The sequence below is a fragment of the Polaribacter staleyi genome (genome assembly GCF_038024045.1).
Classification (GTDB): domain Bacteria; phylum Bacteroidota; class Bacteroidia; order Flavobacteriales; family Flavobacteriaceae; genus Polaribacter; species Polaribacter butkevichii.
Window position 1 is genome coordinate 4,305,021 of the sequence record NZ_CP150665.1, and the last position, 24,935, is coordinate 4,329,955.

Below are 24,935 nucleotides of genomic sequence, written 5' to 3' on the forward strand. Positions count from 1 at the left end.
GTTTTACTTTGAGAATAGTGAGAGAATGACTAGAAATAAAGGAATTACAAATTCAATATTAGATTTAGTAGGTGAAACCCCACTAATAAAACTTCATAAGATTACAAAGAATTTACCTGGTTCGTATTACGCAAAATTCGAAGCTTTTAATCCAGGTCATTCAGCAAAAGATAGAATTGCATTACACATTATACAAGACGCAGAAAAAAAAGGTATCCTTAAAAAAGGTGCTACTATTGTAGAAACAACTTCTGGTAATACAGGGTTTAGTTTGGCAATGATAAGTATTGTAAAAGGATACAAGTGTATTTTAGCGGTAAGTGATAAATCTTCTAAAGATAAAATTGATTTGCTAAAATCTATGGGAGCAGAAGTACATATTTGTCCTGCAAATGTAGCTCCAGACGACCCCAGATCTTATTATGAAGTTGCTAAAACAATCCATAAAAAAACAAAGAATTCAGTTTATATAAACCAGTACTTTAATGAGTTAAATATAGAAGCTCATTACAAAAGTACAGGGCCAGAAATTTGGGAACAAACTGCCGGTAAAATTACACATTTAGTAGTGGCAAGTGGAACAGGAGGTACTATTTCTGGAACAGGAAAATATTTAAAAGAACAAAATCCTGATATCAAAATTTTAGGAGTAGATGCTATTGGTTCTGTATTAAAAAAATACCACGAAACTAAAGAACTAGATTTAGATGAGGTAAGTCCGTATAAAATTGAAGGATTAGGTAAAAACCTAATTCCTACGGCTACCGATTTTGATATCATAGATATCTACGAAAAAGTATCAGACAAAGAAGCTGCTTTAGAAGCAAGAAATATTGTAAAGAAAGAAGGTATTTTTCCAGGGTATACAAGTGGAGCTGTAATGCAGGCCACAAAGCAATATGCAGAAAAAAATATGTTTGATGATGATAGTTTTGTGGTATTAATCTTTGCAGATCACGGATCTCGTTATATGAATAAAATTTATAGCGATGATTGGATGAAACAAAACGATTTTTTGTAAATAGGATAGAACCGTACACAATTTGATAAACTGCAAAAAAAGCGGTTACTTTGCAGTTAGAAGAATAATATAAAATAGAGCACATGACGAAAGATTTATTTGAAAGAATAGAAGCAGATAAAGGTCCCTTAGGTAAGTGGGCAAAACAAGCTGAAGGCTATTATGTTTTTCCTAAGTTAGAAGGACCAATTTCTAATAGAATGTCTTTTAATGGTAAGAAAGTTGTTACTTGGAGTATCAACGATTATTTAGGTTTAGCAAATCACCCTGAAGTTATAAAAGTAGATGGAGCCGCAGCTACAGAGCATGGTATGGCTTACCCCATGGGAGCTAGAATGATGTCTGGTCATACTAAATTTCATGAACAATTAGAGCAAGAATGTGCTGAGTTTGTTGAAAAAGATGCTGCATATTTAGTAAACTTTGGCTACCAAGGAATGGTGTCTGCAATTGATGCATTGGTTACAAAACACGATGTTATTGTTTATGATATGGATACACATGCATGTATTATAGACGGTGTTCGTTTACATGCAGGTAAGCGTTTTGTTTATAAGCATAATGACATGGTAAGTTTTGAAAAAAACATTAAGCGTGCTCAAAGAATGGCAGAAAAAACTGGTGGAGGAATTTTAGTGATTTCTGAAGGTGTTTTTGGTATGCGTGGAGAGCAAGGTCGTTTAAAAGAAATTGTTGCTTTTAAAAAGGAATACAATTTTAGATTGTTAGTAGATGATGCACATGGTTTTGGTACCTTAGGTAAAGACGGTAAAGGAACAGGTGTAGAGCAAGGTGTACAAGATGAAATAGATGTATATTTTGCAACGTTTGCAAAATCAATGGCAGGTATTGGTGCGTTTTTTGCAGGTAGCAAAGAAGTAATACAGTATTTACAGTACAATATGCGTTCTCAAATGTTTGCAAAATCATTACCAATGGCAATGGTTAAAGGAGCTTTAAAACGTTTAGATATGTTGCGTACAATGCCAGAGTTAAAAGAAACATTGTGGAAAAACACTAATGCGTTACAATCTGGTTTACGTGCTGCAGGTTTCGATCTTGGTACGACACAAACATGTATTACTCCGGTTTATTTAAAAGGAGATATACCAGAGGCTATGGCAATGGTAAATGATTTACGAGAAAACCACGGAATTTTCTGTTCTATTGTAGTTTATCCTGTAATACCAAAAGGATTAATCATTTTAAGATTGATACCAACTACAACACACACGCAAGAAGATATTGATGAAACAATTACAGCTTTTTCTGCAATTAGAGAATTGTTAGAAAATGGTACGTATAAAAAAATTGCAGCTTCAATGGTGTAATTTTTAAATAAAACGATAACTTAAAAACCTCACATTATTAATGTGAGGTTTTTGTTTTTTAAAGGATTTAAAATAATAAGTTTAAATCTTACTCATTAAACTTGTTTAAAGTAACTACTCTGTCATTTAAGGGTTGTTCGTTTCTATAATTGTCTTTAGGCATATTACTTTTAAGTTTTAATACTTCATCCACAGAAATAATTATAGGTTCTTTAAAAACCATCCAATTTACACTTTCTGTACATGGAGGTGTTGTTAAAGATCCTCCGTAAGAGTAAAAATTGGTGTTTTTTGGAAATAAAGTGCTTAAATCTAGAGGTTTGTGAATTTCTTTCGTTTCATTTTCTTTAATAGGTAAAAAGCTTTCAAAAAATTCAAATAACTGACTTTTTGTGCCTTCTTTAGCTAAAATACTCATTACTGTATACTTGTTAGATTTACTTTTATGTACTAAGTGAATTTCTAAAGGAAATCGTACGCCATTTATAGTGTGTTCTGAGGGTTCATGAAAATGTAATTGCAATAAAAAATAGGTGTTTCCTTTATATTGTATAGAATCTCCTGTTTCAAAATCAAACTGAATCGAATGTCCATTATTAATGGCTTGTTTTAATTTTGTTGAAGGAGAATATAAAATATTTAATGGATTTTCTTTTTCTACTTGTGGTTTTGTATCAACATCAATAATATTAATTGGCGATTGTTTTTTACCACCACAATCTGAGTTTTTTTCTATTTCTGCCCAGTGTTCTGGAGCTGTTTCTCCGGCATATGTCCAATGAGTTTGATGTTCTTTTTTATGAAACTCTTTCTCTTTATTAGAGGATTTACAAGAAGTAAAACTTATCAATGTAATAATGGCGCATAGTGTAATAAACTTTAACATGTTTTTTATAATTTATTTTTATAAGAAACAAAAGTAGGACTAGAAGCAAGGTTTATTTTATAACATTGGTCATATTTTAAAGAAAAGTAAGAAATCGGTTTCGTTATTATTTACAAAGCCTCATCATTTTTAAATGATGAGGCTTTGTACTCAATTTATAGGGAAATCATCAAAAAAAAACTACTTTTATAGTGTTTTTATTGAAAGAATAGTTAGAATTATTTTATTTCCATCCTCCTCCTAAAGATTTATAAATATGAATATTTGCTATTAATTGTTCTTTTTTCGTTTCAATTAATGCAATTTTAGCATCTAAGGCTTCTCTTTGTGTTAATAAAACTTCTAAATAATCGGCTCTAGCAGATTTAAATAAACGTGTAGAAAGGGCTATAGATTCTGTTAACATTTGTACTTGATTGGCTTTTAAATTATAGATCTTTTTTAGATTTTTAATGTTAGAAAGACCATTTTCTACTTCTATATATGCACTTAAAATGGTTTTTTCATACTCAAAAATCGTTTGTAACTGTTGGTCACTTGCGTTTTTATAAGCTGCTTTTATTGCATTTCTATTAATTAAAGGACCAACAAGATCTCCTACTAGAGAATAGGCTAGAGATTCTGGAGTGTTGGTTAAAAATTTAGATTTAAAAGATTCTAAACCTACACCTGCTTTGATACCTACAGAAGGATAAAAATTGGCTCTTGCTACTTTTGTATTTAATTTAGAAGCAGCTAATTCTAATTCTACTTTTCTAATATCAGGTCTATTTTGTAATAATTGAATAGGAACTCCAGTATACATTGTATCTATTTTAGTTGTTAAAAACTCTTTCGATTTTCTATGTACATGCTGAGGTTTTTGTCCAGTTAAAAAATTGATTTTATGCTCTGTAACAACAATTTTTTGCTCTATTTCATATTTTTCACTTTGATTTTTAAGCACTTCAGCCTGAAATCGTCTCACTGCCAACTCCGTTGTTTTTGCAGCTTCTTTTTGTAGTTTTACAATTCTTAAAGCATTTTTTTGAATGTCTAAATTTTGATTAACAATGTCTAATTGATTGTCTAGGGCCATTAATTCGTAATAGGTATCTGCTATTTCAGAAACTAAAGTAGTAACCATAAAGTTTTTACCTTCTACAGAAGCTAAATATTCATATACAGCCGCTTTTTTTTCGTTTCTTAGTTTTTTCCAAATATCTAATTCCCATGAAGCAGAGAGACCTACAGAATAATTAGTTAGAGGTTCAGGAAATTCTTTCCCATCAATTTCTAATTGTTTTTCTACTGAACCATTTCTGGTGTGTTCTCCTACTTTTTCTACTTCAGCTCCAGCAAAAATATTTACAAAAGGAAGGTATTCTCCTTTTTTAGCCTGAATCTGATTTTTAAACATATCTACACTTTGTAACATTATATTTAATTCTTGATTGTGTACCAGTGCAGTATCAATTAAAGAAATTAAATAAGGGTCAGAAAAAAAAGTACGCCATTCTGTTTTTGCTGTATTTAAAGTGTCTACGTTTTTATGCAGAAACGTTTCTGGAACCACTGTATTTTCTTTACGTATCTTTCTAGTAGGCGCGCAGGAATGCAAAAGCATTACTGCGCAAATAGCTACTAAAAAGAGTTGGCTGTTTTTTATACTATTGTTCATCATCTTTTCTTTTTGTTAATTTTTTCAATAGTTTAGAAATCTCGTTGAGTCTAAGTTTTAACTTACTTGTACTATCTTCTTGTATATTTTTCATTAATTCTTCGGATAAAGGTTGACTAGATTCGTCTTTAATGAGGGTTTTACCATCTGCCATTTTAGCAAATACATAGTAAAGCCCCGGAATTAATAATACACCAAACACAGTACCAATAAACATACCTCCAAGTGCAGACCCTCCAATAGTTTTGTTACCAATTGCGCCCGCTCCTGTGGCAACTACTAACGGAATTAAACCAGCCACAAACGCAAAAGAAGTCATTAAAATAGGTCTAAATCTTTCTTTAGAACCTTCTATGGCTGCCTCTAAAATGGTGGCGCCTTGTCGTCTTTTTTGAACGGCAAATTCTACAATTAATACGGCATTTTTACCTAGTAATCCAACCAACATTATAATTCCTATTTGTGCATATACGTCATTGGCAAGTCCCATTGTCTTCAATAAGAAAAAAGAGCCAAAAACACCTACTGGTAAAGATAAAATAACAGCTAATGGCAATAAAAAACTTTCATATTGCGCAGCTAATACAAAATAGACAAATATTAATACAACAATAAAAATGTATAAAGATTCATTACCTCTATGTGCTTCATCAAAAGTTAAACCTTCCCATCCAATATCATATCCTTTTGGCAATTCTTTAGCAGCAACTTCTTTTATAGCTTTAATAGCATCTCCACTGGTAAAGCCTTTTGCAGGCAAACCTCTAATTGCTGCAGAATTGTATAAGTTATATCTTGTAATTTCATTAGGACCTAATTCTTTTGTGATGGTCATAAAAGCAGAATACGGTACCATTTTACCCGATTCATTTTTTACATATAATTTATCTAAATCTGTTGGCAGCCTTCTGTATTCTGGTGCAGCTTGTGTGTATACTTTAAAAAATCGACCAAAACGAATAAATCCTTGTTCGTAAGTACTACCTATTAAAATATTTAGGTTTTCCATGGCTTTACCAATACTAACCCCTTTTTGCATGGCTATTTTGTTGTTTATTTTTAATTTATACTGCGGATAATTTGCAGAAAAGAAAGTAAACAAACCTGTAATTTCTTTACGTTTAGATAAGGCTTTCATAAATTCGTTATTTACCCTTTCAAACTCATGATAATCTGTAGAGTTTGTTTTATCCAACAAACGCATAGAAAATCCTCCAGAAGAACCAAAACCAGGAACAGCAGGTGGTTCAAAATATTCAATTATGGCTCCTAAATCTTTGGTTTTTTCTTCTAATTCTTCCATAATTTCATGTACAGAATGTTCACGATCATGCCAAGATTTAAGGTTGATAAGACAAGTACCTGCATTAGATCCTCTACCTTCTGTCATAATTTCATAACCTGCCAAAGAGGAAACAGAGGCAACTCCTTCTGTGTCTTCGCAGATTTGTTGTAATTTTTTAGCAACCTCATTGGTTCTTTCTAAAGTAGCACCAGGAGGCGTTTGTATAATTGCGTAAATCATTCCCTGGTCTTCATTCGGAATAAAACCAGCAGGTAGTGTTTTGTTGGTGATAAAAATACCCAAACAAAAAGCAATTAAAATTCCGAAGGTTACAATTCTACGTGCAACAATTTTATTTAAAATTAGAACGTATTTTCCTGTAAGTTTTTCGAAACCACCATTAAACCAACGAATAAATCTATCTATAGGAGATTTACTTTTTGGTTTTCCATGATTATTTTTTAACATCATTGCACAAAGTACAGGTGTTAATGTTAAAGCTACAATTGCAGAAATAACAATAGAACCTGCCATGGTAATAGAAAATTGACGATAAAAAACACCTACTGGCCCTGTCATAAATGAAATAGGGATAAATACAGAAACCATTACTAAAGTAATTGCAATAATTGCCCCTCCAATTTCATTTAATACCTCGTAAGAAGCTTTGTATGGACTAAGATTTTCTTCTTCCATTTTAACATGAACAGCTTCTACAACAACAATGGCATTATCTACTACAATACCAATGGCTAATACCAATGCAAACAGTGTAATTAAGTTAATAGAAAGCCCGAATAGTTGCATCACAAAAAAGGAGCCAACTAAAGAAACAGGTACTGCAATAATAGGAATTAATGTAGAGCGCCAATCACCTAAAAATAAGAAAACAACAATAGCTACCAGTATAAATGCATCTCTAAGCGTATGTAAAACTTGTTCTACAGAAGCATCCAAAAAGTTAGATACATCGTAACTAATTTTAAATTCTATACCAGGAGGTAAATCAACTTTTAACTCTTTTAATTTTTCTTTTACAGACTTAATAACATCGCTACCATTACTGCCAAAAGTTTGTTTTAGTACGATAGAGGCAGAGGGATGACCATCTAAATTAGAATAAATATCAAAAAACTCACTTCCTAGTTCTACATCAGCAATGTCAGATAATTTTACGAGTTGACCATCTTCATTTGCTTTTACAATAATCTCTTTGTATTGGTCTGCTTTGTTATACCTGTTTTCATAGGTTAAAACATATTCTAATGATTGTGCTGTTTTACCAGAACTTCTACCTAAACGACCAGGTCTTGCCAAGATACTTTGGTCTTCCATTGCTTCTAAAACTTCTTCGGCAGAAATATTATAGGCTCTCATTCTGTCTGGTTTTAACCAAACTCTCATGGCATATTTTCTACTACCTAAAATTTTAGCACTTGCAATACCATTAATACGCTGTATTTCTGGAATAATTTTGGTGTAGGCATAATTGTATAAAAACTTTTCGTCATTCTTTTTTTCTTTACTAAAAAGGTTTACATACATTAACATACTCGGTTGTACTGGTGTAATAATAACACCTTCTCTCTGCACCAGTTCTGGTAGTAAGGGCATTACTTGGTCTACTCTAGTTTTTATCCGAACTACTGCCTGATTGGGGTCTGTACCGGGTTCAAAAATTACGCGTAAGGTTCCTTCTCCAGCACTAGTAGCATCCGAAGCTATATAACGCATTCCTTGTACTCCGTTAATGGCGGTTTCTAAAGGAATAAGGGTAGAATTTACCAAAACATCTGCACTAGAACCAGGGTAGGCTATAAATATATTTACGGTGGTAGGTGCAATTTGTGGAAATTGAGATATGGGTAATTGCTTAATTGCAAGCAAGCCAATAAAAACAATCATCACAGAAATGACAATTGCTAAAACGGGTCTTTTTATAAATTTACTAAACATGTTTTTGAAATTTAAATTCTAGTTATTCTGCAGAAAGCGCTAAGTTTGATAGTACCGAATTTGGAGCTACAAATTCCGTAGCAATGGTTTCGTTATTTTTTACTTTTCTAATTCCTTCCAGTAAAATTTTATCATCTTTAGAAAGCCCTTTACTTACAATAAAAAGGTTTTCTAACTCTGCTCCAATTTCAATTTCATGTTGTTTAACGGTGTTGTTTTTATCTACGATATAGACATACTTTTTATTTAAAATTTCAAAGGTTACTTTTTGAGGGATAATAATGGCATCTTTAAAAGGGATGGTCATTATAATACTACCTGTTTCACCATGTCTTAAAATTCCATCAGGATTAGGAAAAGTAGCTCTAAAAGCAATGTTTCCGGTTTCGTTATTAAATTCACCTTCTATAGTTTCTACAATTCCTTTTTGATTAAATAACTTATTGTTGGCCATTAATAGAGATACTTCTTCTTTTTTATCTCTTTTAGTACTAATTATATAATCTAAATATTCTGCTTCTGGCACATTAAAGTAGACCCACATTTTACTATTATCAGACAAAGTGGTTAGTAGTTCTCCTTCGTCTAATAGACTACCTTCTCTTACGTGTAAGTGATCCATTATTCCATCAAAAGGAGCTCTAATATCTGTAAAACCTAAATGAGTTTCGGCTAAAGAAACTTCTGCTTTTTCTTTATCATAATTAGCTTTAGACATGGCGAGTTCATTTTTAGAAACTACATTTTCATCGGCTAATAGTTTTGTGTTTTTGTATTCTATTTCGGCAACTTGTGCTTCTGCTTTTGCTTTTTGTAGTTCTGCTTTGTAAACATTGGGCATAATGTTAAACATTTTCTGTCCTTTTTTAAGATGTTGCCCTTCATCTACAGATATATGCTTTAAATATCCTCTTTCTAGAGCTCTAATTTCTATGTGCTTAATAGAATGAATTTGACTTACATAGTCTTTTGTAATAATGGTGTCTTGTTTTATAGGACTAGTTATTAAGTATTTGGCAGTTTCGTGGTGTACTTCTTGTTTGTGTTTGCAGCTTGTGTATATAGACAAGATAAACAAGCCAATGAAAATTTTTTTCATAGGTGTCATAGTATAATGGTTGTTTTGTAAATAAAAGGTTGCAGAAAATTCTTCCAATATTTAAAAGGAAGTCTTTTCTGAAATAAATAATAATGGTTAAATTTTTTTTTTAATAGACAGAAGTAAATGCGTGTCTATTTTTAAGAATCAAATTCTAAAAACTTCAAATTTCACATACAAACCTACATGAGTAGTTCTTGTATTAAAATTTTGATAAACAGTTCTTTCTTGGGTTTTTATAGAATTGTTTTTAATAAAATATTGATGAGAAACAGTGTGTATACTATGATCAAAACAGGGCTTTTGTTTGTATAAAGTTACGTGCTCTTCACTTTCTTCAAATTCTTCAATATTTACTTCTGTAGAAAAATGTAAATCTGTATTTACACCTGTAGAAGGTTTAAAAAATAGGTGTTTAACTATTTTGCTTGTTGCAAGGTAGTTGGTTGTTGCAACGTTGAGTTGTTGTTTAAAATGAGTGTTTTTTTGATTTTTATTTGTAGTATGAGCATGTAGATTAGTAACACTAACTAAAAGTGCTGCCAATGCCAAAAACAAATAAAATTGAATTTTTCTTCTCATTTGGAACAAAAATATAGGAATGGAATATTTTAACCAAACAAAGTAAGTGCTAAGTTGTTTAAAGGCTTAGTTTTATGAATGCTATTATTTTTTAAGATTTTTTTTATAATAAATTTTAAATGTGATGATAGATTCTTGTAATTCTAAAAAAAATAGGCTTATTTTTTTAATCTTTTCTTGTTTCGTCTTTTTAATTTCTGATTTTTTAAAGAATAATTAACTTTATTAACGCTCTTTAGTTTTTATTTAACATGGTTAAAAATCAACATTGATGTTCTTTAGGTATTTTACGTAAAAGAAAATGATTTTTATAGATAGTGGAGCTAAAAGAGCAATAGCAAGATCTTTTTATAATCCAAAAAAAAAGCCTCATCATTTTTAAATGATGAGGCTTTGTATAGTATTTGTGCTATTTAGCTTTCTCTACGTTTTCTTCCGAAACCTCCAGAAGATCTTCTCTCTCCAGAACCTCCGCCAGAGTTTCTATCTGATCTATCAGAAGAACGTCTGTCTGATCTTCCTCTAGAAGAAGAACCTTCAGAGCTTCTACGTCTACCAAAACCTCCGTCTTTTTTACCAAAAGGTTTTTTACCACCTCTTCGTCCACCACCAGAACGTTCTTTCTTAGTAATCTCTATGTTTACAGAGCGTCCATCAAAATCTGGTTGATTGCTAGCAAAAGCTTCTAAAGTTTGGTCTTCGAAATTTTTATCAAGTTCAAAGAAAGAAAAAGTATCTAAGATATCTATAGAGCCTATTTCTATCTTGTCTCCAATATTTTGATCGTTAATTAAACCAATTAATTTACCAGGGTTTAAGTTGTCTTTTCTACCAATATTGATAAAGAAACGTGTCATGTTTTCATTAACCGTTCTAGCTCTAGAATTGTCTCTAGAAGATAAATCGTTTAAATCTTTAGCGTTTTCATAATACGCTAACATGGTATTGAATTCTAAAGAAACGAATTTTTTAATTAATTCTTCTCTGTCTAAAGCTTCTAATTTTTCGTAAATACTTGGTAAAAACTCATTAATTTGAGTTTCGTTTACTTCAATATTTTGCACTTTATCAATTAAGTTCATTAATTGATTCTGACAAATTTCTTTCCCAGAAGGAACTTTTGTTTCTATAAATTTCTTTTGAATGATTTTTTCGATCTGGCGTAATTTACCTTTCTCTTTTCCATTTACTAAAACAATAGAAATACCTTTATTACCTGCTCTACCAGTTCTACCACTTCTGTGTGTGTAGTTTTCTATTTGATCTGGTAATTTATGATTTAATACGTGTGTTAATTCTGTAACATCCAATCCACGAGCAGCAACATCTGTAGCTACTAATATCTGAATTGTTTTTTTACGGAATTTACCCATTACAGAGTCTCTTTGCGCTTGAGATAAATCTCCATGCAAAGCGTCTGCACTATACCCATCTTTTATTAAATTGTCTGCAACTTCTTGTGTTTCTCTACGAGTTCTACAAAAAATAATGGCATAAATATCAGGGTTTAAATCTGCAATTCTTTTTAATGCAGGGTAACGAGTTCTTTCTGTAACAGAATAATACTCATGACTTACGTTTTCTGAACCAGAATTCTTTTGACCAGAAGTAATTTCTACCGGTTTGGTCATGTAGTTTCTTGCAATTGCTTCTACTTCTCTAGGAAATGTAGCAGAAAATAATAAGGTTTGTTTTGTGTCTGGAGTAGCTTCTAAGACTTTATCTAACTCGTCTTTAAAGCCCATATTTAACATTTCATCCGCTTCGTCTAAGACTAACCATTGAACGTTACCTAATTTTAAGGCTCTTCTGTTAATTAAATCTACGGTTCTACCCGGAGTTCCAACAACAATCTGAGATCCTCTTTTTAAAGATCTAATTTGATCTTCCATACTAGAACCACCATAAACGGTAGTTACTTTTACATCTGGTAAGTATTTACAAAAATCTTTAATGTTATTACCAATTTGAACTGCAAGTTCTCTTGTTGGTGATAAAATAATAGCTTGTACGTTCTTACTGCTAGTATCTAAAAGCTCTAATATTGGCAAACTAAAAGCAGCAGTTTTACCTGTACCTGTTTGTGCAAATGCTTTTAAATCGTCTGTTGATGAAATAATTTGTGGAATTGCTTTTTCCTGAATAACGGTAGGTTTTTCGTAACCTAAATCCGTCAATGCTTTGTTAATCGGTTCTTTTAAACCTAATTCTAAAAATGTTGACATTACTGTGTTTTTTTGGATTCACAGAACGCCCACCTGCAAACCCGATTATAAAATTCGACCTGATTATTAATGAGTTAAACTCAAAATAAAAATCGTGCAAATTTACAAATAATATATTGATTAAACCAAAATATTAGTGATTATTTAATTTCTTTAGTTCTGAATACAATTTTTTTGAAGAAATAGAAGCAAAACCATTGGTTACAACTCCTTGTTTATCAACAATGATAGACCTTGTCATTTTACTTGTTAGAAAAGAGTTAGCCTCACTATCTGCGGTAATAAAATATTGATTTTTAATATCTAGTTTTGGTATTCTATCATGTGAGTTCCCGTCAATTTTTATTTGAATAAATTGTATGTTTGGAAACTTTCTAGATAAATAATTAACTCTAGAAGAGATGTAAATTGGCGTTATATACTCTGAATTCCAAAATAATAGAAAAGTATTTTTATTTTTGGTAAGCGTTTTTATAGAGTGTTTTCCGTTTGTAAAATCATAAAGTGTAAAATCTGTAAGTTCTTGCCCTTTGTGCAACGTTTTGCTATCTAAAAGTAATTGTTTTACATGGTCTTTATCTTTTGTACTTGTGCTTAGCTTAAAGTAGGCGTCAAACGCATCTTTGTTAGCGTTACAGCTAGATTTTTTATAAAAATGACCAATTACAGTTTGTTTTAGAAATGCATTTTTAGAAGCTTCTGATTTTATATTATTGTCTATCGTTTTTAATAAATCTACCGTAAAATCGGATGAATATTCATCTGTCATTGGTTTATGACCTAAAGCATAGGTAGTATTATATAAGAAATTACGCACATAAAGAGAATAAGGTGGGTAATACATTAAAGAATCATTATTAATACTTACAGATGCTCTGTACTTATAAAATGATTTATCTATAGCGGTAAATTTTGTTTTATGATTGTATTTTACGTTTGCTATTGGGTATCTTTCTATTCTTGCATAAATAGGGTAGGTAAGTGCAACTTTTAAAACATTGTTAAAACCTTTTGTTTCATCTGGGTGTTGCTCTATGTAATTTCTATATGTTTTTTGTTTTAAAAGTAATAAAGAGTCGGCTTTTTTAATAAAAGCACTAGGTTGTAGCTGGTTTAACTTGTAAAATATTTTATTGTCTTTTTCTTCTTCTAAAAAACAATCTATTAAAATATTGTTTCTTTCTGCTCCTTTACCAGCAAATACTATAGATTCATCAAAATCCCAAGTGTTTAAACGCAACATTAAACTATCTTTTGGTTCTATATAAATATACTGGTTTTCGTTACCATGTTTAAAGTAGTATAAACCCTCATTGGCGTTATCTAGTTTTCCTAAAAATTTATTGTCTTTACCAAGATAAAGTGTGTCTATCATTTTATCCATAGAATACAAAACAATAAAATTAGATTTTGGGTTTATAATTTTACCGCCAAAATACGTTGCTGTATTTTTAGAAGTAGAATTACAACTTGCAAAACCAGTAATTGTAATTAATAAAATGAAACGAAGTAGATATTTAATCATATACATTATAGGGATATAATAAGCAACAAAGTTAGGTATTCATAAGAGCTATTGTTGTTAATTGATTGTTAAAATAGGTCTAAAATTATTACTATGATAGTATTTTTAATTTCTCAAAAACCGTTTGAAATCAAGGGTGAAAAGACAAATCAAATTTGTACTTTTGCACAAATTTAAAAAATAGAGTATGTTATCAGTTTCTAATTTATCTGTTCAATTCGGAAAACGAGTTTTGTTTGATGATGTTAATACAAAATTTCAAACAGGAAATTGTTATGGAATTATTGGCGCAAACGGAGCCGGAAAATCCACTTTCTTAAAAATAATTTCTGGTGTACAAGAACCAACTTCGGGGCAAGTGCATTTAGAAAAAGGAAAAAGAATGTCTGTTTTAACACAAGACCATTATGCTTTTGATGAGTTTCCTGTGTTAGAGACAGTGGTTATGGGTAACAAAGAGCTGTTTAAAATTAAAAAGCAGATTGATGATTTATATGCGGATTATACGGATGAAAACGCAGAAAAAATTGGTGAGCTTCAAATAATTTTTGAAGAAATGAATGGTTGGAATGCAGATTCTGATGCTGCTGCCATGTTATCTAACTTAGGTATTTCTGAAGACTTGCATTATACATTAATGAAAGATTTAGATGGTAAACAAAAAGTACGTGTATTAATTGCACAAGCACTTTTTGGTAATCCAGATGTACTAATAATGGATGAGCCTACCAACGATTTAGATTTTGAAACCATTGCTTGGTTAGAAAACTTTATTGCAAATTTTGATAACTGTGTAATTGTAGTATCGCATGATAGACACTTTTTAGATGCCGTTTGTACACATATTTCTGATATTGATTATGGTAAAATTAACCACTTTTCTGGAAACTATACTTTCTGGTACGAGTCTAGTCAATTAGCAACAAGACAAAGAGCACAACAAAATAAAAAGGCAGAAGAGAAAAAGAAAGAATTAGAAGAATTTATTCGTCGTTTTTCTGCAAATATGGCTAAATCAAAACAGGCAACTTCTCGTAAAAAGATGATCGAGAAATTAAATGTTGATGAAATTAAACCATCAAGTAGACGTTATCCTGCAATTATTTTTGATAGAGATAGAGAAGCCGGAGATCAGATTTTAAATGTAGAAGGTTTATCAAAAGAATTTGAAGGAGAAAAGTTATTTTCAGACATTCATATCAATTTAAATAAAGGAGATAAAATTGCTATTATTTCTAGAAACTCTAGAGCTGTAACTGCTTTTTATCAAGTTGTAATGGGGAATGAAAAAGCTGATGAAGGTACTTTTGATTGGGGAGTTACAACAACACAGTCTTATTTACCTTTAGATAATTCTTCTTTCTTTAAAGATGGCGAATTGAATTTAGTAGATTGGTTAAGACAGTATGCACAAACAGAAGAAGAGCGTGAAGAAGTTTTCTTAAGAGGATTCTTAGGTAAAATGATTTTTTCTGGTGAAGAAGCTTTAAAGAAAAGTGATGTATTGTCTGGAGGGGAAAAAGTACGTTGTATGTTATCTAGAATGATGATGAAAAGAGCGAATATCTTAGTTTTAGATGAGCCAACAAATCACTTAGATTTAGAGTCTATACAAGCATTAAATAATTCATTAATCAATTTTAAAGGTACCGTTTTGTTTACCACTCATGATCATGAGTTTGCACAAACAGTTGCCAATAGAGTTATAGAGTTAACGCCAAAAGGTGCAATAGATAGATATACTACTTTTGATGAGTATTTATCTGACCCAAAAATTAAAGAATTAAGAGATAAAATGTATTCTTAAGACATAAAGATACATCATATAAAAAAAAAGGCGAAATCTAAATTTAGATTTCGCTTTTTTTTTTGTTTAAAATAACAGAAGCTAATAATTAAGTAAATAGATATTTAAACTCTAAAATATTTTGTTTTACTTTTTTTGCAAAGGACTAATAATTTTTACATCAGAAAAAGAGATTGCACCTCTAACAACTCCATCAATAGTTTTCTTTAAAGCTTCAATCATTTGCATTTTTAATTGCGATTTATGATAAATTAAACTCACTTCTCTTGCTGGTGGAGGACTCGTAAATTCGCGTAAATGGCTTTTATCAACTTCATTTAAATCTAATGTATGTAAGTAAGGTAGTAATGTCATTCCTAAACCTTCTTTAGATAGTTTAATTAAAGTATCAAAACTTCCGCTTTCTAACTGAAATCTCTTTTTATTATCAATTTTATGATTTCTGCATAAATTAAGGACACTATCTTTAAAACAATGACCATCTTCTAAAAGTAAAATATCTTCCATCTCTAACTCATCTGCAGTAATGTTTTTGTTTTTATACAATCTATGGTTTTGAGGCACCAAACCAACAAATGGTTCGTAGTATAAAGGTCTTTCTTTAATAGCTTCGTTTTCTAATGGTGTTGCGGCAAGTCCTGCATCTATATGTCCGTCTGTTAACTTTCTTATAATTTCTTCGGTAGTTAACTCTTCTATAATTAATTTTACTTTCGGATATTTTTTAGTAAAGTTTTGCAAAAACATAGGTAATAAAGTTGGCATAATTGTAGGAATAATTCCTAATTTAAATTCACCACCTATATATCCTTTTTGTTGATGTACAATATCTAAAATTCTATTACTTTCATCAACAATAACTTTAGCTTGTTCAACTATTTTTTTTCCTACTTCAGTTAATTCGATAGGTTTTTTAGAGCGATTAAATATTTTAACACCTAATTCGTCTTCCAATTTTTGAATTTGCATACTCAAAGTAGGTTGTGTTACAAAGCTATGCTCTGCAGCTACGGTAAAATTTTGATACTCTGCAACGGATAAAACGTATTTTAATTGTGTAATGGTCATTTTAGATAAAATTTTTTGATAAAGATATTAAAACTATCAATTAAAATTATAGTATTTCCTCTTAAATTTCTTGTAAATTTATGCTATTAAAAAATAACAACAAAATGAGCAAAACAATATTAGGATTAGACAAAAAAGAAACAGCTAATTTAGTTACAGAACTAAACGGATTGTTATCAAATTTTCAAATCTATTATCAAAGTTTAAGAGGTTTGCACTGGAACATAAAAGGAAAGAACTTTTTTCAATTACACGTAAAATTCGAAGAGTTTTATACAGATTCACAAGTTAAAATAGATGAAATAGCAGAACGTATTTTAACCTTACAAGGAAAACCATTACATACATTTGCAGACTATTTAGAAAACTCTTCTGTGGCAGTAGGTAAAGATATTTCTAATGATGTAGAAGGTGTAGAGTTGGTAGTAAATTCACTATCAGAATTATTAAAAAACGAACGTTTAATTTTAGATTTATCAGACAAAGCAGGTGATGAAGGTACAAACTCTATGATGAGTGACTTTATTGCAGAACAAGAAAAAACAATTTGGATGTTAAATTCTTGGTTAGGTAAATAATTTACTAATGTTATTACAAAAAAAAAGGAACTTATTATGAGTTCCTTTTTTATTTTAACAAATATGAAAAACCAATTTCGTACCCAAGAATATTATACCCGTTATTTGGGTCTTGTGTATCAAAGTTAGAAATATGTCCTATGTTAGTTCCTATATATAAAAATGTTGTATTGGTTGTTTTGTAAGAGAATCCTAAAGAACCGTTTTCTATAAACGTAAAACCTTTAGCCAAACGCTCAGTTCTTGTGTTAATTGTGGCAACACCTAGTCCTATTTTTGCTTGTAAATCTAACTTTTTTAAAAGTTTCTTTTTTAGAATAAAACCTAATTCAAAAGCATATAAATGCATGGTTTTGGGAGTTGTAAATTCAGTTCTTTTATCTTGGTAATTTTCTTCGGAAGGCAATACAAATTGCTCGTTTATTAACTGATGTTTTAAAGTCTGAATTTGAGGTTGAACACTCATTTCAAAATTTAATTTTTTCCAACTTCCTAAATCGTAAAAGAGTTGTGCTTTAAAAGTTTCTGTAGTATAAGAATAATCTTTATCATCAAATAAAAAATTATTGTCTTGTGCTTTGTTGTAAAGAAATCCAACTTTAGTTGGATGCCAAATTCTTACTTTTTTTTCCTGACTAAATGCAGAAAAAACAATAAAAAACAATAAAATAAATAAGTGTTTTTTCATCTAAGACAAAGAAAACATTTTAGCTACTTTCTCTGCCTTTCTACTCTCTGAATAATCATAAAAACCTTCGCCCGATTTTATACCTAATTTACCTGCCATAACCATGTTTACTAATAATGGGCAAGGTGCGTATTTAGGGTTTTTAAAGCCATCGTATAGCACATTCATAATAGACAAACAAACATCTAAACCAATAAAATCTGCCAACTGTAAAGGGCCCATTGGGTGTGCCATTCCTAACATCATTACCGTATCAATTTCTTCTACACCAGCAACCTTATTATACAAAGTTTCTATAGATTCGTTAATCATTGGCATTAAAATTCTATTTGCCACAAAACCAGGATAATCATTTACTTCTACCGGAATTTTACCTACTTTTTTAGAAAGTTCTGCAATGGTTTCCATCACTTTATCAGACGTGTTGTAACCTCTAATAATCTCTACCAATTTCATAATTGGTACAGGGTTCATAAAATGCATTCCAATTACCTTATCGGGTCTGTTGGTTGCGGCAGCAATTTGCGTAATAGAAATAGACGAAGTGTTGGTTGCTAAAATGGTGTTAGTGGCACAAACATTATCTAGTTCTTTAAAAATTTTGGATTTTAAAACAGCGTTTTCAGTAGCTGCTTCTACCACTAAATCGGCATTTTCAACTCCTTCTTTAATAGTAGTAAAAGTGCTAATATTTTGTAAAGTTTGCGTTTTGTCTGCTTCAGAAATTTTTTCTTTAGCCACCATTCGGTCTAAATTCTTAGCAATGGTTGCCATTCCTTTTTCTAAAGAAGCTTCAGAAATATCAATTAAACTCACTTTATAATTAAATTGTGCAAATGTATGAGCAATTCCATTTCCCATGGTTCCGGCTCCAATAACAGCAATGTTTTTCATCATAAAAATTATTTAAAAAGTTGTTTTTTTTTGGCGTTTAAACAGGCTTTCGCTACTCGCTTTTTTAAATTTTTTATATAAAAATTTAAAAAGAGCTCAAACAGACCGCTCTATCCTTAACGCAATTACTTGCAAGCCTCAATATTTAAAAGATAAATTTAGAGTGTTTACAAGCTTGTTGTTATCATACTTTGTTGTTTTTATTTAAAAACAATCAATAATCATCTGAGCAACTTTTAAAGCTTCTGTTCCTTGTCTTAAACTTACAATCGGAGACGTGTTATTATTAATAGCATCTGCAAAAGTTTCTAATTCATCTAAAATAGCATTGTTGTTTGCTACTTCTGGATTTTCAAAATAAATTTGTTTTTTAACGCCTTCAGCATTTTGTAAAACCATTGCAAATTCATCAGGATTTTCAGGTACATCTTTCATTCTAACCACCTCAGATTCTTTACTTAAAAAGTTAACAGAAATATAGGCATCCTTCTGAAAAAAACGAGATTTACGCATGTTTTTCATAGAAATTCTACTTGCAGTTAAATTGGCGACACAACCGTTTTCAAACTCAATTCTTGCGTTGGCAATATCTGGTGTGTCAGAAATAACTGAAACTCCACTTGCATGTACATTTTTTACAGTAGATTTTACTACAGAAAGAATAATATCAATATCATGAATCATTAAATCTAATACAACAGGCACATCGGTTCCTCTTGGGTTAAATTCTGCCAATCTATGGCATTCTATAAACATTGGGTTTTCAATCTTATCTTTTACAGCGGTAAATGCTGGGTTAAAACGCTCTACATGACCAACTTGTCCTAAAACATGAAATTGACTCGCCAACGTTTTTATAGCTTCTGCCTCTAAAACTGTTTTTGTAATTGGTTTTTCTACAAAAATATGACGTCCTTTTTCTATCGCTAATTTAGCACAATCAAAATGTGATAAAGTAGGAGTTACAATATCTACAACTTCTACAGCATCTATTAACGATTCTATAGAATCAAAAGAAGTATAGCCAAATTCTTCGGTTACATTTTTTGCGTTTTCTTTAGAAGGGTCATAAAAACCTACTAAGTTATATTTATCTGATTGTTGTAATAATCGTAAATGAATTTTTCCTAAGTGTCCAGCACCTAATACTCCAACTTTAAGCATAAGATAGTTTTATTGTCTTCTCGAGCGCAGTCGAGAGGTATATATGAGTGGTCGACTGCGCTCGAACCGATATTTAATATTTTAAGGCAAAATAAAAAGCCAAAAACAAAGATACAATTTTATGCCTATTTATATGGATTAATTACTATTTTTAGACTCCAGAAATTTATAAAAATTGAGAGACACTTCTAAACACCAAGGACTTAGAAACCAACTTGCTAACGTATTAAAAGCAAAAGGTATTATTGATGAAAATGTATTAAATGCAGTGCGTGCAATTCCACGCCATCTATTTATTGATAGTAGTTTTGAGTCTCATGCTTATCAAGACAAAGCTTTTCCTATAGCGGCAGATCAAACTATTTCTATGCCTTATACGGTTGCTTTTCAATCTCAAACGTTAGAGTTAAAACCTGGTGATAAAGTATTAGAAATTGGTACAGGTTCTGGGTATCAGACAGCTGTCTTGTTAGAACTAAAGGCTGAAGTGTATTCTATAGAAAGACAAAGAGAGTTGTATAGAAAAACCTCTCGTTTTTTACCTAAATTAGGTTACAATCCTAAAAGATTTATTTTTGGAGATGGTTATATCGGTTTAAAAGAACAAGCTCCTTTCGATAAAATAATAGTAACTGCAGGTGCGCCTTATGTGCCAAAACCATTATTATCTCAATTAAAAATAGGAGGTAGGTTGTTAATTCCAGTTGGAGATAAAACACAAATAATGACTTTGTTTATTCGTAATTCTGCTACAGCCTTTGAAAAACACGAATTAGGTGATTTTGCTTTTGTACCCATGCTAGAAGAGAAAAATTAATCAGCTGTTTTTACATTACCTATAGAACCCTTTTTAGTAGGTATCAGCTCAAATATAAAGTTAGGATGTAAATCTTTAACAGGTCTGTGAGATACAAATAAAATGGTAGTATCACTTTCTGCTACAATTTTATTAATTAAACTAACAATAATTGCGGTTCCTTGGTTGTCTAAATTAATAAGCGGTTCGTCTAAAATTAACAAAGGAGGATGTTTAATCATAGACCTTGCTATTAAAACCAATCTTTGTTCTGCAGCAGTTAAGTTGTTAAATGGAGTATTCTTTTTACTTTCTAAATTTAATAACTGTAACCACTCATTAGCTACCTTAATTTGTAAGGTAGACGGCGTTTCATATAAGCCAACACTATCAAAAAAACCAGATAACACCATGTGAGCTACCGTAATTCTTCTTTTAAATAATTCTAGTATTGCTGGACTAAAGTAGCCTATTTTCTCTTTTATTTCCCAAACACTTTCTCCGGAACCTTTTTTCTTACCAAATAAATAAACTTCTTGCCTAAATGCTTTTACGTTATTTCCGTAAATCATGGATAAAATAGTGGTTTTACCAGAACCATTTGGACCTATTAAATGCCAAAATTCGTTTTTATGGATAGTCCAATTGATGTTATTTAAAATAGAACGATCATCATAAGAAACATTTACATCTTGTAATGATATTAACTGTTCTGGTATGTCTTTGTAAAAAGTAATAGGTTTAGGTACGTCTCCTTTAAAAGTAAAATTAATTTCTTTAAATTGATACGCCTCTAAAGGGATGCTTTCTGTAATTTTATCGTTTTCGATTTCTAAAACGTGTGTAATTATCGGTAAAATTTCATCTTTTCGGTTGAAAATTTGAATAAAAATAATATCCGAAGATAGCGTGATTAGGTGTGCTTTTAAATTAGCAACTGCTTGAGTATCTAAACTTTCAAAAGGACTGTCTAATATTAAAAAATCGGGTTTTTGTTGAAGTAAGTAATTGAGTAAAGCTTTTTTTTGTTCTCCACTAGATAAGGTTCTAATGCTTCTGTTTTCTTTAGTTGTTAAGGTTTGTACATTGTGTTTGGCTTCTTTTTCTATAAATTGATCTAAAACAGTGTTAGAAAATAAAAGGCCTTTTTTATCTTGTAAATAAGGTAAAAAATCTAGGCCTTTTAAGATGTTTTCTACTAATTTACTGTTAGCAGAAAGTTGTGTGTTTTCAATTGTAAAATGGATTTGCTCCATGTTTTTTTAATTTATTTAGCTTTTTTATAGAAAGCTATTTTTCTAAATAAAATAATATCAATACCACCAAGTACTTTTACTGGGTTTTATATTTATGCGAATTGTAAAGAACTATTCAACTACACGGTACCAGTTTTGGGTACGATAAAAAAAGGCAATATAACCTCTCACGTTTAATTTGTTAGCGTTGTCTTCTTCTAACCAAATTTTACAGTCGTATTCTTTTCCTTTTTGAGGGTCTAAAATTGTACCTCCTTTATATTCATCACCTTTCTTTTTTAAGCCTTCAATAATGGTCATGCCTAAGATAAGTTTATCTTTTTTAGCTCCTTCACATTTATCACAAACAGCATCTTGTCGGTCTTTGTTAAATACTTTTACAACTTTACCATAAACTTTACCGTTTTCTTCATAAAGGTTCACAATCGATTTCGTTTCACCAGTTTCATCATCTACAGTTTTCCAATTCCCTAAAATTGATTGTGCATTTACTGTTACTGCAAGCATTAATACTACTAAAGTAAAAATTGATTTTTTCATTTGTTTAAATTGTATTTATGTTCTGTTATTCAATAATTGTTCCAAAAAAGGTTAATCATATTTTGCACTAAAGTTGTTTTCCCATTTTCCTTGTACTCTTAAAATTTGTTCTATAACATCTCTAACACATCCTTCTCCACCTTTTTTGTAAGAAATATATTTAGAAACTCCTTGTATTTCTGGAGCAGCATCATTTGGGCAACAAGGCATTCCTACCAATTCCATAACAGGGTAATCTGGAATGTCATCTCCCATATACAACACATTTTCTGGTTGTAAATTGTATTTCTCTACTAACTCGTTGTATTGTTTAATTTTATCGTGAGCACCTAAATAAATATCTTTAATTCCTAAATTAGCTAAACGAGTTCTTACGCCTTCGTTTTTTCCTCCAGAAATTATACAGACATTTAAGCCTTTATCTACGGCAGTTTTTAATGCATAACCATCTTTAATATTCATGTGTCTTACCAATTCTCCGTCAGGCATAATGGTAACCATTCCGTTGGTAAGTACTCCATCTACATCAAAAATTAAGGTGTTTATTTTTGGTAATAATTGCTTGTAACTAATATCCATATTTATATTTTGTAAAACTTCTAGACTATTTTAGAAGTGTCTTATTTGTTTAAAAAAAATTAATCAATTGAATTTTGAATTGATTTTGTAATAATTTTATATATTTTTTGTTGCTCTTTATTCAACAAGTCTAAATGATTTTTAATTGTTTTGCTGTCTTTTCTAACTGCAGGTCCGGTTTGTGCTTTTTCTGGCGATAAAGATGCAATTTTACTAGCAGTTTCATTAATTAAGGGGTGTAAAATTTCGAAAGGAACATGGTGCTCTGTGCAAATATCATTTCCAATTTTATAAAAGTGATTGGTAAAGTTATTTACAAATACTGCGGCAACATGCAATGCTTTTCTTTGTTCAGAATCTACTTCGTACGTTTTTTTTCCTATTGATTTTGCAACTTCATCAAGCAGTTCTTGGTCTTTTTTATTGGTAGCTTCTAAACAAAAAGGAATCTCGTTAAAATTAACTTCTTTTCCTTTAGAAAAAGTTTGTAGCATGTAAAAAACACCTTTTCTAGTTTGGTTTTTTAATTCGTTAATAGAGCATCCACCGGAGGTGTGTACCACAAATTTGTTGTTTATTTTTGATGAAACTTCTGCAATAGCATCATCAGAAACGGCAATAATTGTAAGGTCTGCTTTTAGGATGTTTTTTAATTCTCTAGAACTAATTTGCGTAACTGTAATAGCATCAGCCTTTAAGAAAGCAGCGTATAAATGTGTAGCAACATTTCCTTTTCCAACAAGTAATACAGATATCATAAAACGAAGATATTGATTTTTTTAGTGGATTGCACAAGGAATTATTAAATTAGCCATCATAAAACGATAGAAATGAAAGAATCAAATAAATTTGGAATAAACACTACTTGTGTACATGTTGGCGAAGTTAAGGATGAGCAATTTAAAGGAGCTGTTTCGCCTATTTATACTGCTACTTCTTATGCTTTTGATGGGGTTGATGTAAAACGTTATCCACGTTATTTTAACACACCAAATCAAGAAATGTTGCACAAAAAGATTGCTGCTTTAGAAAAAACAGAAGATGCTTTAATTTTTGGTTCTGGAATGGCAGCTATATCTGCAGCATTATTTGCTTTTTTAAAAAAAGGAGATCACGTGGTGATTCAGCAAGTAATTTATGGAGGTACTTATAATTTTATCGTTTCAGAATTTGATAAATTTGGAATAGAATATTCTTTTACAGAATCTGATAAAGTAGAAGACTTTAAACCATTGATTAAGGCAAACACCAAAGTTTTATATATAGAGACGCCTTCTAATCCGTTATTAGGTATTACAGATATGAAAGCAATTGCTGCTTTGGCAAAAGAAAACGGTATTTTAACAATGATAGATAATACGTTTGCATCACCTATTAACCAGAATCCTATAGATTTTGGAATTGATATTATGTTGCATTCTGCTACTAAATATATGGGGGGACATTCTGATATTTCTGCCGGTGCCATTGCTGCAACCACAGAACATATTGAGAAAATTTGGAAAACAGCTATCAATTTTGGTGGTAATTTAAGTGATCAAACGGTTTGGTTGTTAGAAAGGAGTTTAAAAACACTGAATTTACGTGTAAAAGAGCAAACTAAAAATGCACAAAAAATGGCAGAGTTTTTAGAAAATAACGCTGATATTGATAGGGTTTATTATCCAGGATTAAAAAGTCATCCGCAATATGAGTTGGCAAAAAAACAAATGAAAGGTTTTGGAGCAATGATGTCTTTTGAGTTATCAGAAGGAATTGATGCTATGAAATTTCAAAATTATTTACAATTGATAAAACCTTCTATGAGTTTAGCTGGTTTAGAAAGTACAACGGTAAGTCCGGTACAAACAACACACGCTTTGTTAAGTGAAGAAGAACGTTTGGCAAGAGGAATTAAAGATGGTTTAATTCGTTTTTCTGTAGGTATAGAAGAAGCAGAAGATTTAATTAAAGATATTTTACAAGCAATAAAAAAAGCAAAGAGTTAAAACTCTT

21 protein-coding genes are annotated in these 24,935 nt (G+C 30.7%); 6 read left to right on the forward strand and 15 right to left on the reverse strand.

The features are described 5' to 3' along the window. The first annotated feature begins 25 nt into the window (after positions 1-25). On the forward strand, positions 26-1,021 hold the full coding sequence (locus tag WHD07_RS17825; protein WP_343329472.1) for a cysteine synthase family protein: 996 nt from the start codon (positions 26-28) through the stop codon (positions 1,019-1,021). An 83-nt stretch (positions 1,022-1,104) separates the two neighbouring features. Further along, the gene (locus tag WHD07_RS17830) at positions 1,105-2,352 is read left to right on the forward strand and encodes an aminotransferase class I/II-fold pyridoxal phosphate-dependent enzyme (protein ID WP_343329473.1); all 1,248 of its coding nucleotides are present in this window, start codon (positions 1,105-1,107) and stop codon (positions 2,350-2,352) included. 88 nt (positions 2,353-2,440) lie between these two features. Here WHD07_RS17830 and WHD07_RS17835 read toward each other — a convergent pair whose 3' ends face one another. From WHD07_RS17835 to WHD07_RS17865, 7 genes are all read right to left on the reverse strand, one after another. Then, complete coding sequence (locus WHD07_RS17835) at positions 2,441-3,238, reverse strand: carbonic anhydrase family protein (RefSeq protein WP_343329474.1); 798 nt, start codon at positions 3,236-3,238, stop codon at positions 2,441-2,443. 223 nt (positions 3,239-3,461) lie between these two features. Further along, positions 3,462-4,898 (reverse strand): TolC family protein, encoded by a 1,437-nt coding sequence (locus WHD07_RS17840; protein ID WP_343331026.1) that lies wholly within the window; start codon positions 4,896-4,898, stop codon positions 3,462-3,464. Then, the gene (locus tag WHD07_RS17845; protein WP_343329475.1) at positions 4,888-8,139 is read right to left on the reverse strand and encodes an efflux RND transporter permease subunit; all 3,252 of its coding nucleotides are present in this window, start codon (positions 8,137-8,139) and stop codon (positions 4,888-4,890) included. The genes WHD07_RS17840 and WHD07_RS17845 overlap by 11 nt, the downstream gene beginning before the upstream one ends. A 22-nt stretch (positions 8,140-8,161) precedes the next feature. Further along, the gene (locus WHD07_RS17850; RefSeq protein WP_105049340.1) at positions 8,162-9,238 is read right to left on the reverse strand and encodes an efflux RND transporter periplasmic adaptor subunit; all 1,077 of its coding nucleotides are present in this window, start codon (positions 9,236-9,238) and stop codon (positions 8,162-8,164) included. A 147-nt stretch (positions 9,239-9,385) separates the two neighbouring features. Then, positions 9,386-9,820: a hypothetical protein gene (locus tag WHD07_RS17855; RefSeq protein WP_105048099.1), complete on the reverse strand. Its 435-nt coding sequence runs from the start codon at positions 9,818-9,820 to the stop codon at positions 9,386-9,388. A gap of 413 nt (positions 9,821-10,233) precedes the next feature. Then, the gene (locus WHD07_RS17860) at positions 10,234-12,045 is read right to left on the reverse strand and encodes a DEAD/DEAH box helicase (RefSeq protein WP_105048100.1); all 1,812 of its coding nucleotides are present in this window, start codon (positions 12,043-12,045) and stop codon (positions 10,234-10,236) included. A 133-nt stretch (positions 12,046-12,178) separates the two neighbouring features. Then, positions 12,179-13,570 (reverse strand): hypothetical protein, encoded by a 1,392-nt coding sequence (locus WHD07_RS17865; protein ID WP_343329476.1) that lies wholly within the window; start codon positions 13,568-13,570, stop codon positions 12,179-12,181. Between the two features lie 187 nt (positions 13,571-13,757). Here WHD07_RS17865 and WHD07_RS17870 point away from each other — a divergent pair, with 187 nt between their 5' ends. Further along, a complete protein-coding gene (locus WHD07_RS17870; protein ID WP_105048102.1) occupies positions 13,758-15,377 on the forward strand; it encodes an ABC-F family ATP-binding cassette domain-containing protein in 1,620 nt (539 codons plus the stop codon). A 126-nt stretch (positions 15,378-15,503) separates the two neighbouring features. Here the strand turns inward: WHD07_RS17870 and WHD07_RS17875 are convergent, their stop codons facing one another. Further along, entirely contained in the window at positions 15,504-16,445 is a 942-nt protein-coding gene (locus WHD07_RS17875) for a hydrogen peroxide-inducible genes activator (RefSeq protein WP_105048103.1), read from the reverse strand. A gap of 104 nt (positions 16,446-16,549) precedes the next feature. Here WHD07_RS17875 and WHD07_RS17880 point away from each other — a divergent pair, with 104 nt between their 5' ends. Next, complete coding sequence (locus WHD07_RS17880) at positions 16,550-17,023, forward strand: Dps family protein (protein ID WP_343329477.1); 474 nt, start codon at positions 16,550-16,552, stop codon at positions 17,021-17,023. A gap of 49 nt (positions 17,024-17,072) precedes the next feature. On the opposite strand, the gene WHD07_RS17885 is transcribed toward WHD07_RS17880, so the two are convergent. From WHD07_RS17885 to WHD07_RS17895, 3 genes are all read right to left on the reverse strand, one after another. Further along, positions 17,073-17,711 (reverse strand): acyloxyacyl hydrolase, encoded by a 639-nt coding sequence (locus tag WHD07_RS17885; RefSeq protein ID WP_343329478.1) that lies wholly within the window; start codon positions 17,709-17,711, stop codon positions 17,073-17,075. After that, positions 17,712-18,605, reverse strand: coding sequence for a 3-hydroxybutyryl-CoA dehydrogenase (locus tag WHD07_RS17890; RefSeq protein ID WP_343331027.1), 894 nt, complete (start codon positions 18,603-18,605; stop codon positions 17,712-17,714). A gap of 204 nt (positions 18,606-18,809) precedes the next feature. Continuing rightward, a complete protein-coding gene (locus WHD07_RS17895) occupies positions 18,810-19,769 on the reverse strand; it encodes a Gfo/Idh/MocA family protein (protein WP_105048106.1) in 960 nt (319 codons plus the stop codon). A gap of 175 nt (positions 19,770-19,944) precedes the next feature. Between WHD07_RS17895 and WHD07_RS17900 the strand changes: the two genes are divergently transcribed. Continuing rightward, positions 19,945-20,586 (forward strand): protein-L-isoaspartate(D-aspartate) O-methyltransferase, encoded by a 642-nt coding sequence (locus WHD07_RS17900; protein WP_105048107.1) that lies wholly within the window; start codon positions 19,945-19,947, stop codon positions 20,584-20,586. Here the strand turns inward: WHD07_RS17900 and WHD07_RS17905 are convergent. From WHD07_RS17905 to WHD07_RS17920, 4 genes are all read right to left on the reverse strand, one after another. Further along, positions 20,583-21,821, reverse strand: a complete 1,239-nt coding sequence (locus tag WHD07_RS17905; protein WP_343329479.1) for an ATP-binding cassette domain-containing protein — start codon at positions 21,819-21,821, stop codon at positions 20,583-20,585. The genes WHD07_RS17900 and WHD07_RS17905 overlap by 4 nt on opposite strands. Before the next feature lie 111 nt (positions 21,822-21,932). Continuing rightward, the gene (locus tag WHD07_RS17910) at positions 21,933-22,361 is read right to left on the reverse strand and encodes a DUF2147 domain-containing protein (protein WP_105048109.1); all 429 of its coding nucleotides are present in this window, start codon (positions 22,359-22,361) and stop codon (positions 21,933-21,935) included. Between the two features lie 51 nt (positions 22,362-22,412). Then, on the reverse strand, positions 22,413-22,940 hold the full coding sequence (locus WHD07_RS17915) for a KdsC family phosphatase (protein WP_158841732.1): 528 nt from the start codon (positions 22,938-22,940) through the stop codon (positions 22,413-22,415). A 59-nt stretch (positions 22,941-22,999) separates the two neighbouring features. Beyond that, positions 23,000-23,698: a DUF2520 domain-containing protein gene (locus tag WHD07_RS17920; RefSeq protein ID WP_343329480.1), complete on the reverse strand. Its 699-nt coding sequence runs from the start codon at positions 23,696-23,698 to the stop codon at positions 23,000-23,002. Between the two features lie 72 nt (positions 23,699-23,770). Between WHD07_RS17920 and WHD07_RS17925 the strand changes: the two genes are divergently transcribed. Beyond that, on the forward strand, positions 23,771-24,928 hold the full coding sequence (locus tag WHD07_RS17925; RefSeq protein ID WP_105048112.1) for a trans-sulfuration enzyme family protein: 1,158 nt from the start codon (positions 23,771-23,773) through the stop codon (positions 24,926-24,928). Positions 24,929-24,935: the final 7 nt, after the last annotated feature.

What these genes read in the sequence shown, in the direction of transcription:
- WHD07_RS17880 (WP_343329477.1), top strand. Translation starts at nt 16,550, where the DNA reads ATGAGCAAAACAATATTAGGATTAGACAAAAAAGAAACAGCTAATTTA.
- WHD07_RS17870 (WP_105048102.1), top strand. Translation starts at nt 13,758, where the DNA reads ATGTTATCAGTTTCTAATTTATCTGTTCAATTCGGAAAACGAGTTTTG.
- WHD07_RS17920 (WP_343329480.1), bottom strand. Translation starts at nt 23,698, where the DNA reads ATGATATCTGTATTACTTGTTGGAAAAGGAAATGTTGCTACACATTTA.
- WHD07_RS17850 (WP_105049340.1), bottom strand. Translation starts at nt 9,238, where the DNA reads ATGAAAAAAATTTTCATTGGCTTGTTTATCTTGTCTATATACACAAGC.
- WHD07_RS17840 (WP_343331026.1), bottom strand. Translation starts at nt 4,898, where the DNA reads ATGAACAATAGTATAAAAAACAGCCAACTCTTTTTAGTAGCTATTTGC.
- WHD07_RS17910 (WP_105048109.1), bottom strand. Translation starts at nt 22,361, where the DNA reads ATGAAAAAATCAATTTTTACTTTAGTAGTATTAATGCTTGCAGTAACA.
- WHD07_RS17905 (WP_343329479.1), bottom strand. Translation starts at nt 21,821, where the DNA reads ATGGAGCAAATCCATTTTACAATTGAAAACACACAACTTTCTGCTAAC.
- WHD07_RS17875 (WP_105048103.1), bottom strand. Translation starts at nt 16,445, where the DNA reads ATGACCATTACACAATTAAAATACGTTTTATCCGTTGCAGAGTATCAA.
- WHD07_RS17925 (WP_105048112.1), top strand. Translation starts at nt 23,771, where the DNA reads ATGAAAGAATCAAATAAATTTGGAATAAACACTACTTGTGTACATGTT.
- WHD07_RS17915 (WP_158841732.1), bottom strand. Translation starts at nt 22,940, where the DNA reads ATGGATATTAGTTACAAGCAATTATTACCAAAAATAAACACCTTAATT.
- WHD07_RS17830 (WP_343329473.1), top strand. Translation starts at nt 1,105, where the DNA reads ATGACGAAAGATTTATTTGAAAGAATAGAAGCAGATAAAGGTCCCTTA.
- WHD07_RS17890 (WP_343331027.1), bottom strand. Translation starts at nt 18,605, where the DNA reads ATGAAAAACATTGCTGTTATTGGAGCCGGAACCATGGGAAATGGAATT.
- WHD07_RS17895 (WP_105048106.1), bottom strand. Translation starts at nt 19,769, where the DNA reads ATGCTTAAAGTTGGAGTATTAGGTGCTGGACACTTAGGAAAAATTCAT.
- WHD07_RS17860 (WP_105048100.1), bottom strand. Translation starts at nt 12,045, where the DNA reads ATGTCAACATTTTTAGAATTAGGTTTAAAAGAACCGATTAACAAAGCA.
- WHD07_RS17835 (WP_343329474.1), bottom strand. Translation starts at nt 3,238, where the DNA reads ATGTTAAAGTTTATTACACTATGCGCCATTATTACATTGATAAGTTTT.
- WHD07_RS17845 (WP_343329475.1), bottom strand. Translation starts at nt 8,139, where the DNA reads ATGTTTAGTAAATTTATAAAAAGACCCGTTTTAGCAATTGTCATTTCT.
- WHD07_RS17825 (WP_343329472.1), top strand. Translation starts at nt 26, where the DNA reads ATGACTAGAAATAAAGGAATTACAAATTCAATATTAGATTTAGTAGGT.
- WHD07_RS17885 (WP_343329478.1), bottom strand. Translation starts at nt 17,711, where the DNA reads ATGAAAAAACACTTATTTATTTTATTGTTTTTTATTGTTTTTTCTGCA.
- WHD07_RS17865 (WP_343329476.1), bottom strand. Translation starts at nt 13,570, where the DNA reads ATGATTAAATATCTACTTCGTTTCATTTTATTAATTACAATTACTGGT.
- WHD07_RS17855 (WP_105048099.1), bottom strand. Translation starts at nt 9,820, where the DNA reads ATGAGAAGAAAAATTCAATTTTATTTGTTTTTGGCATTGGCAGCACTT.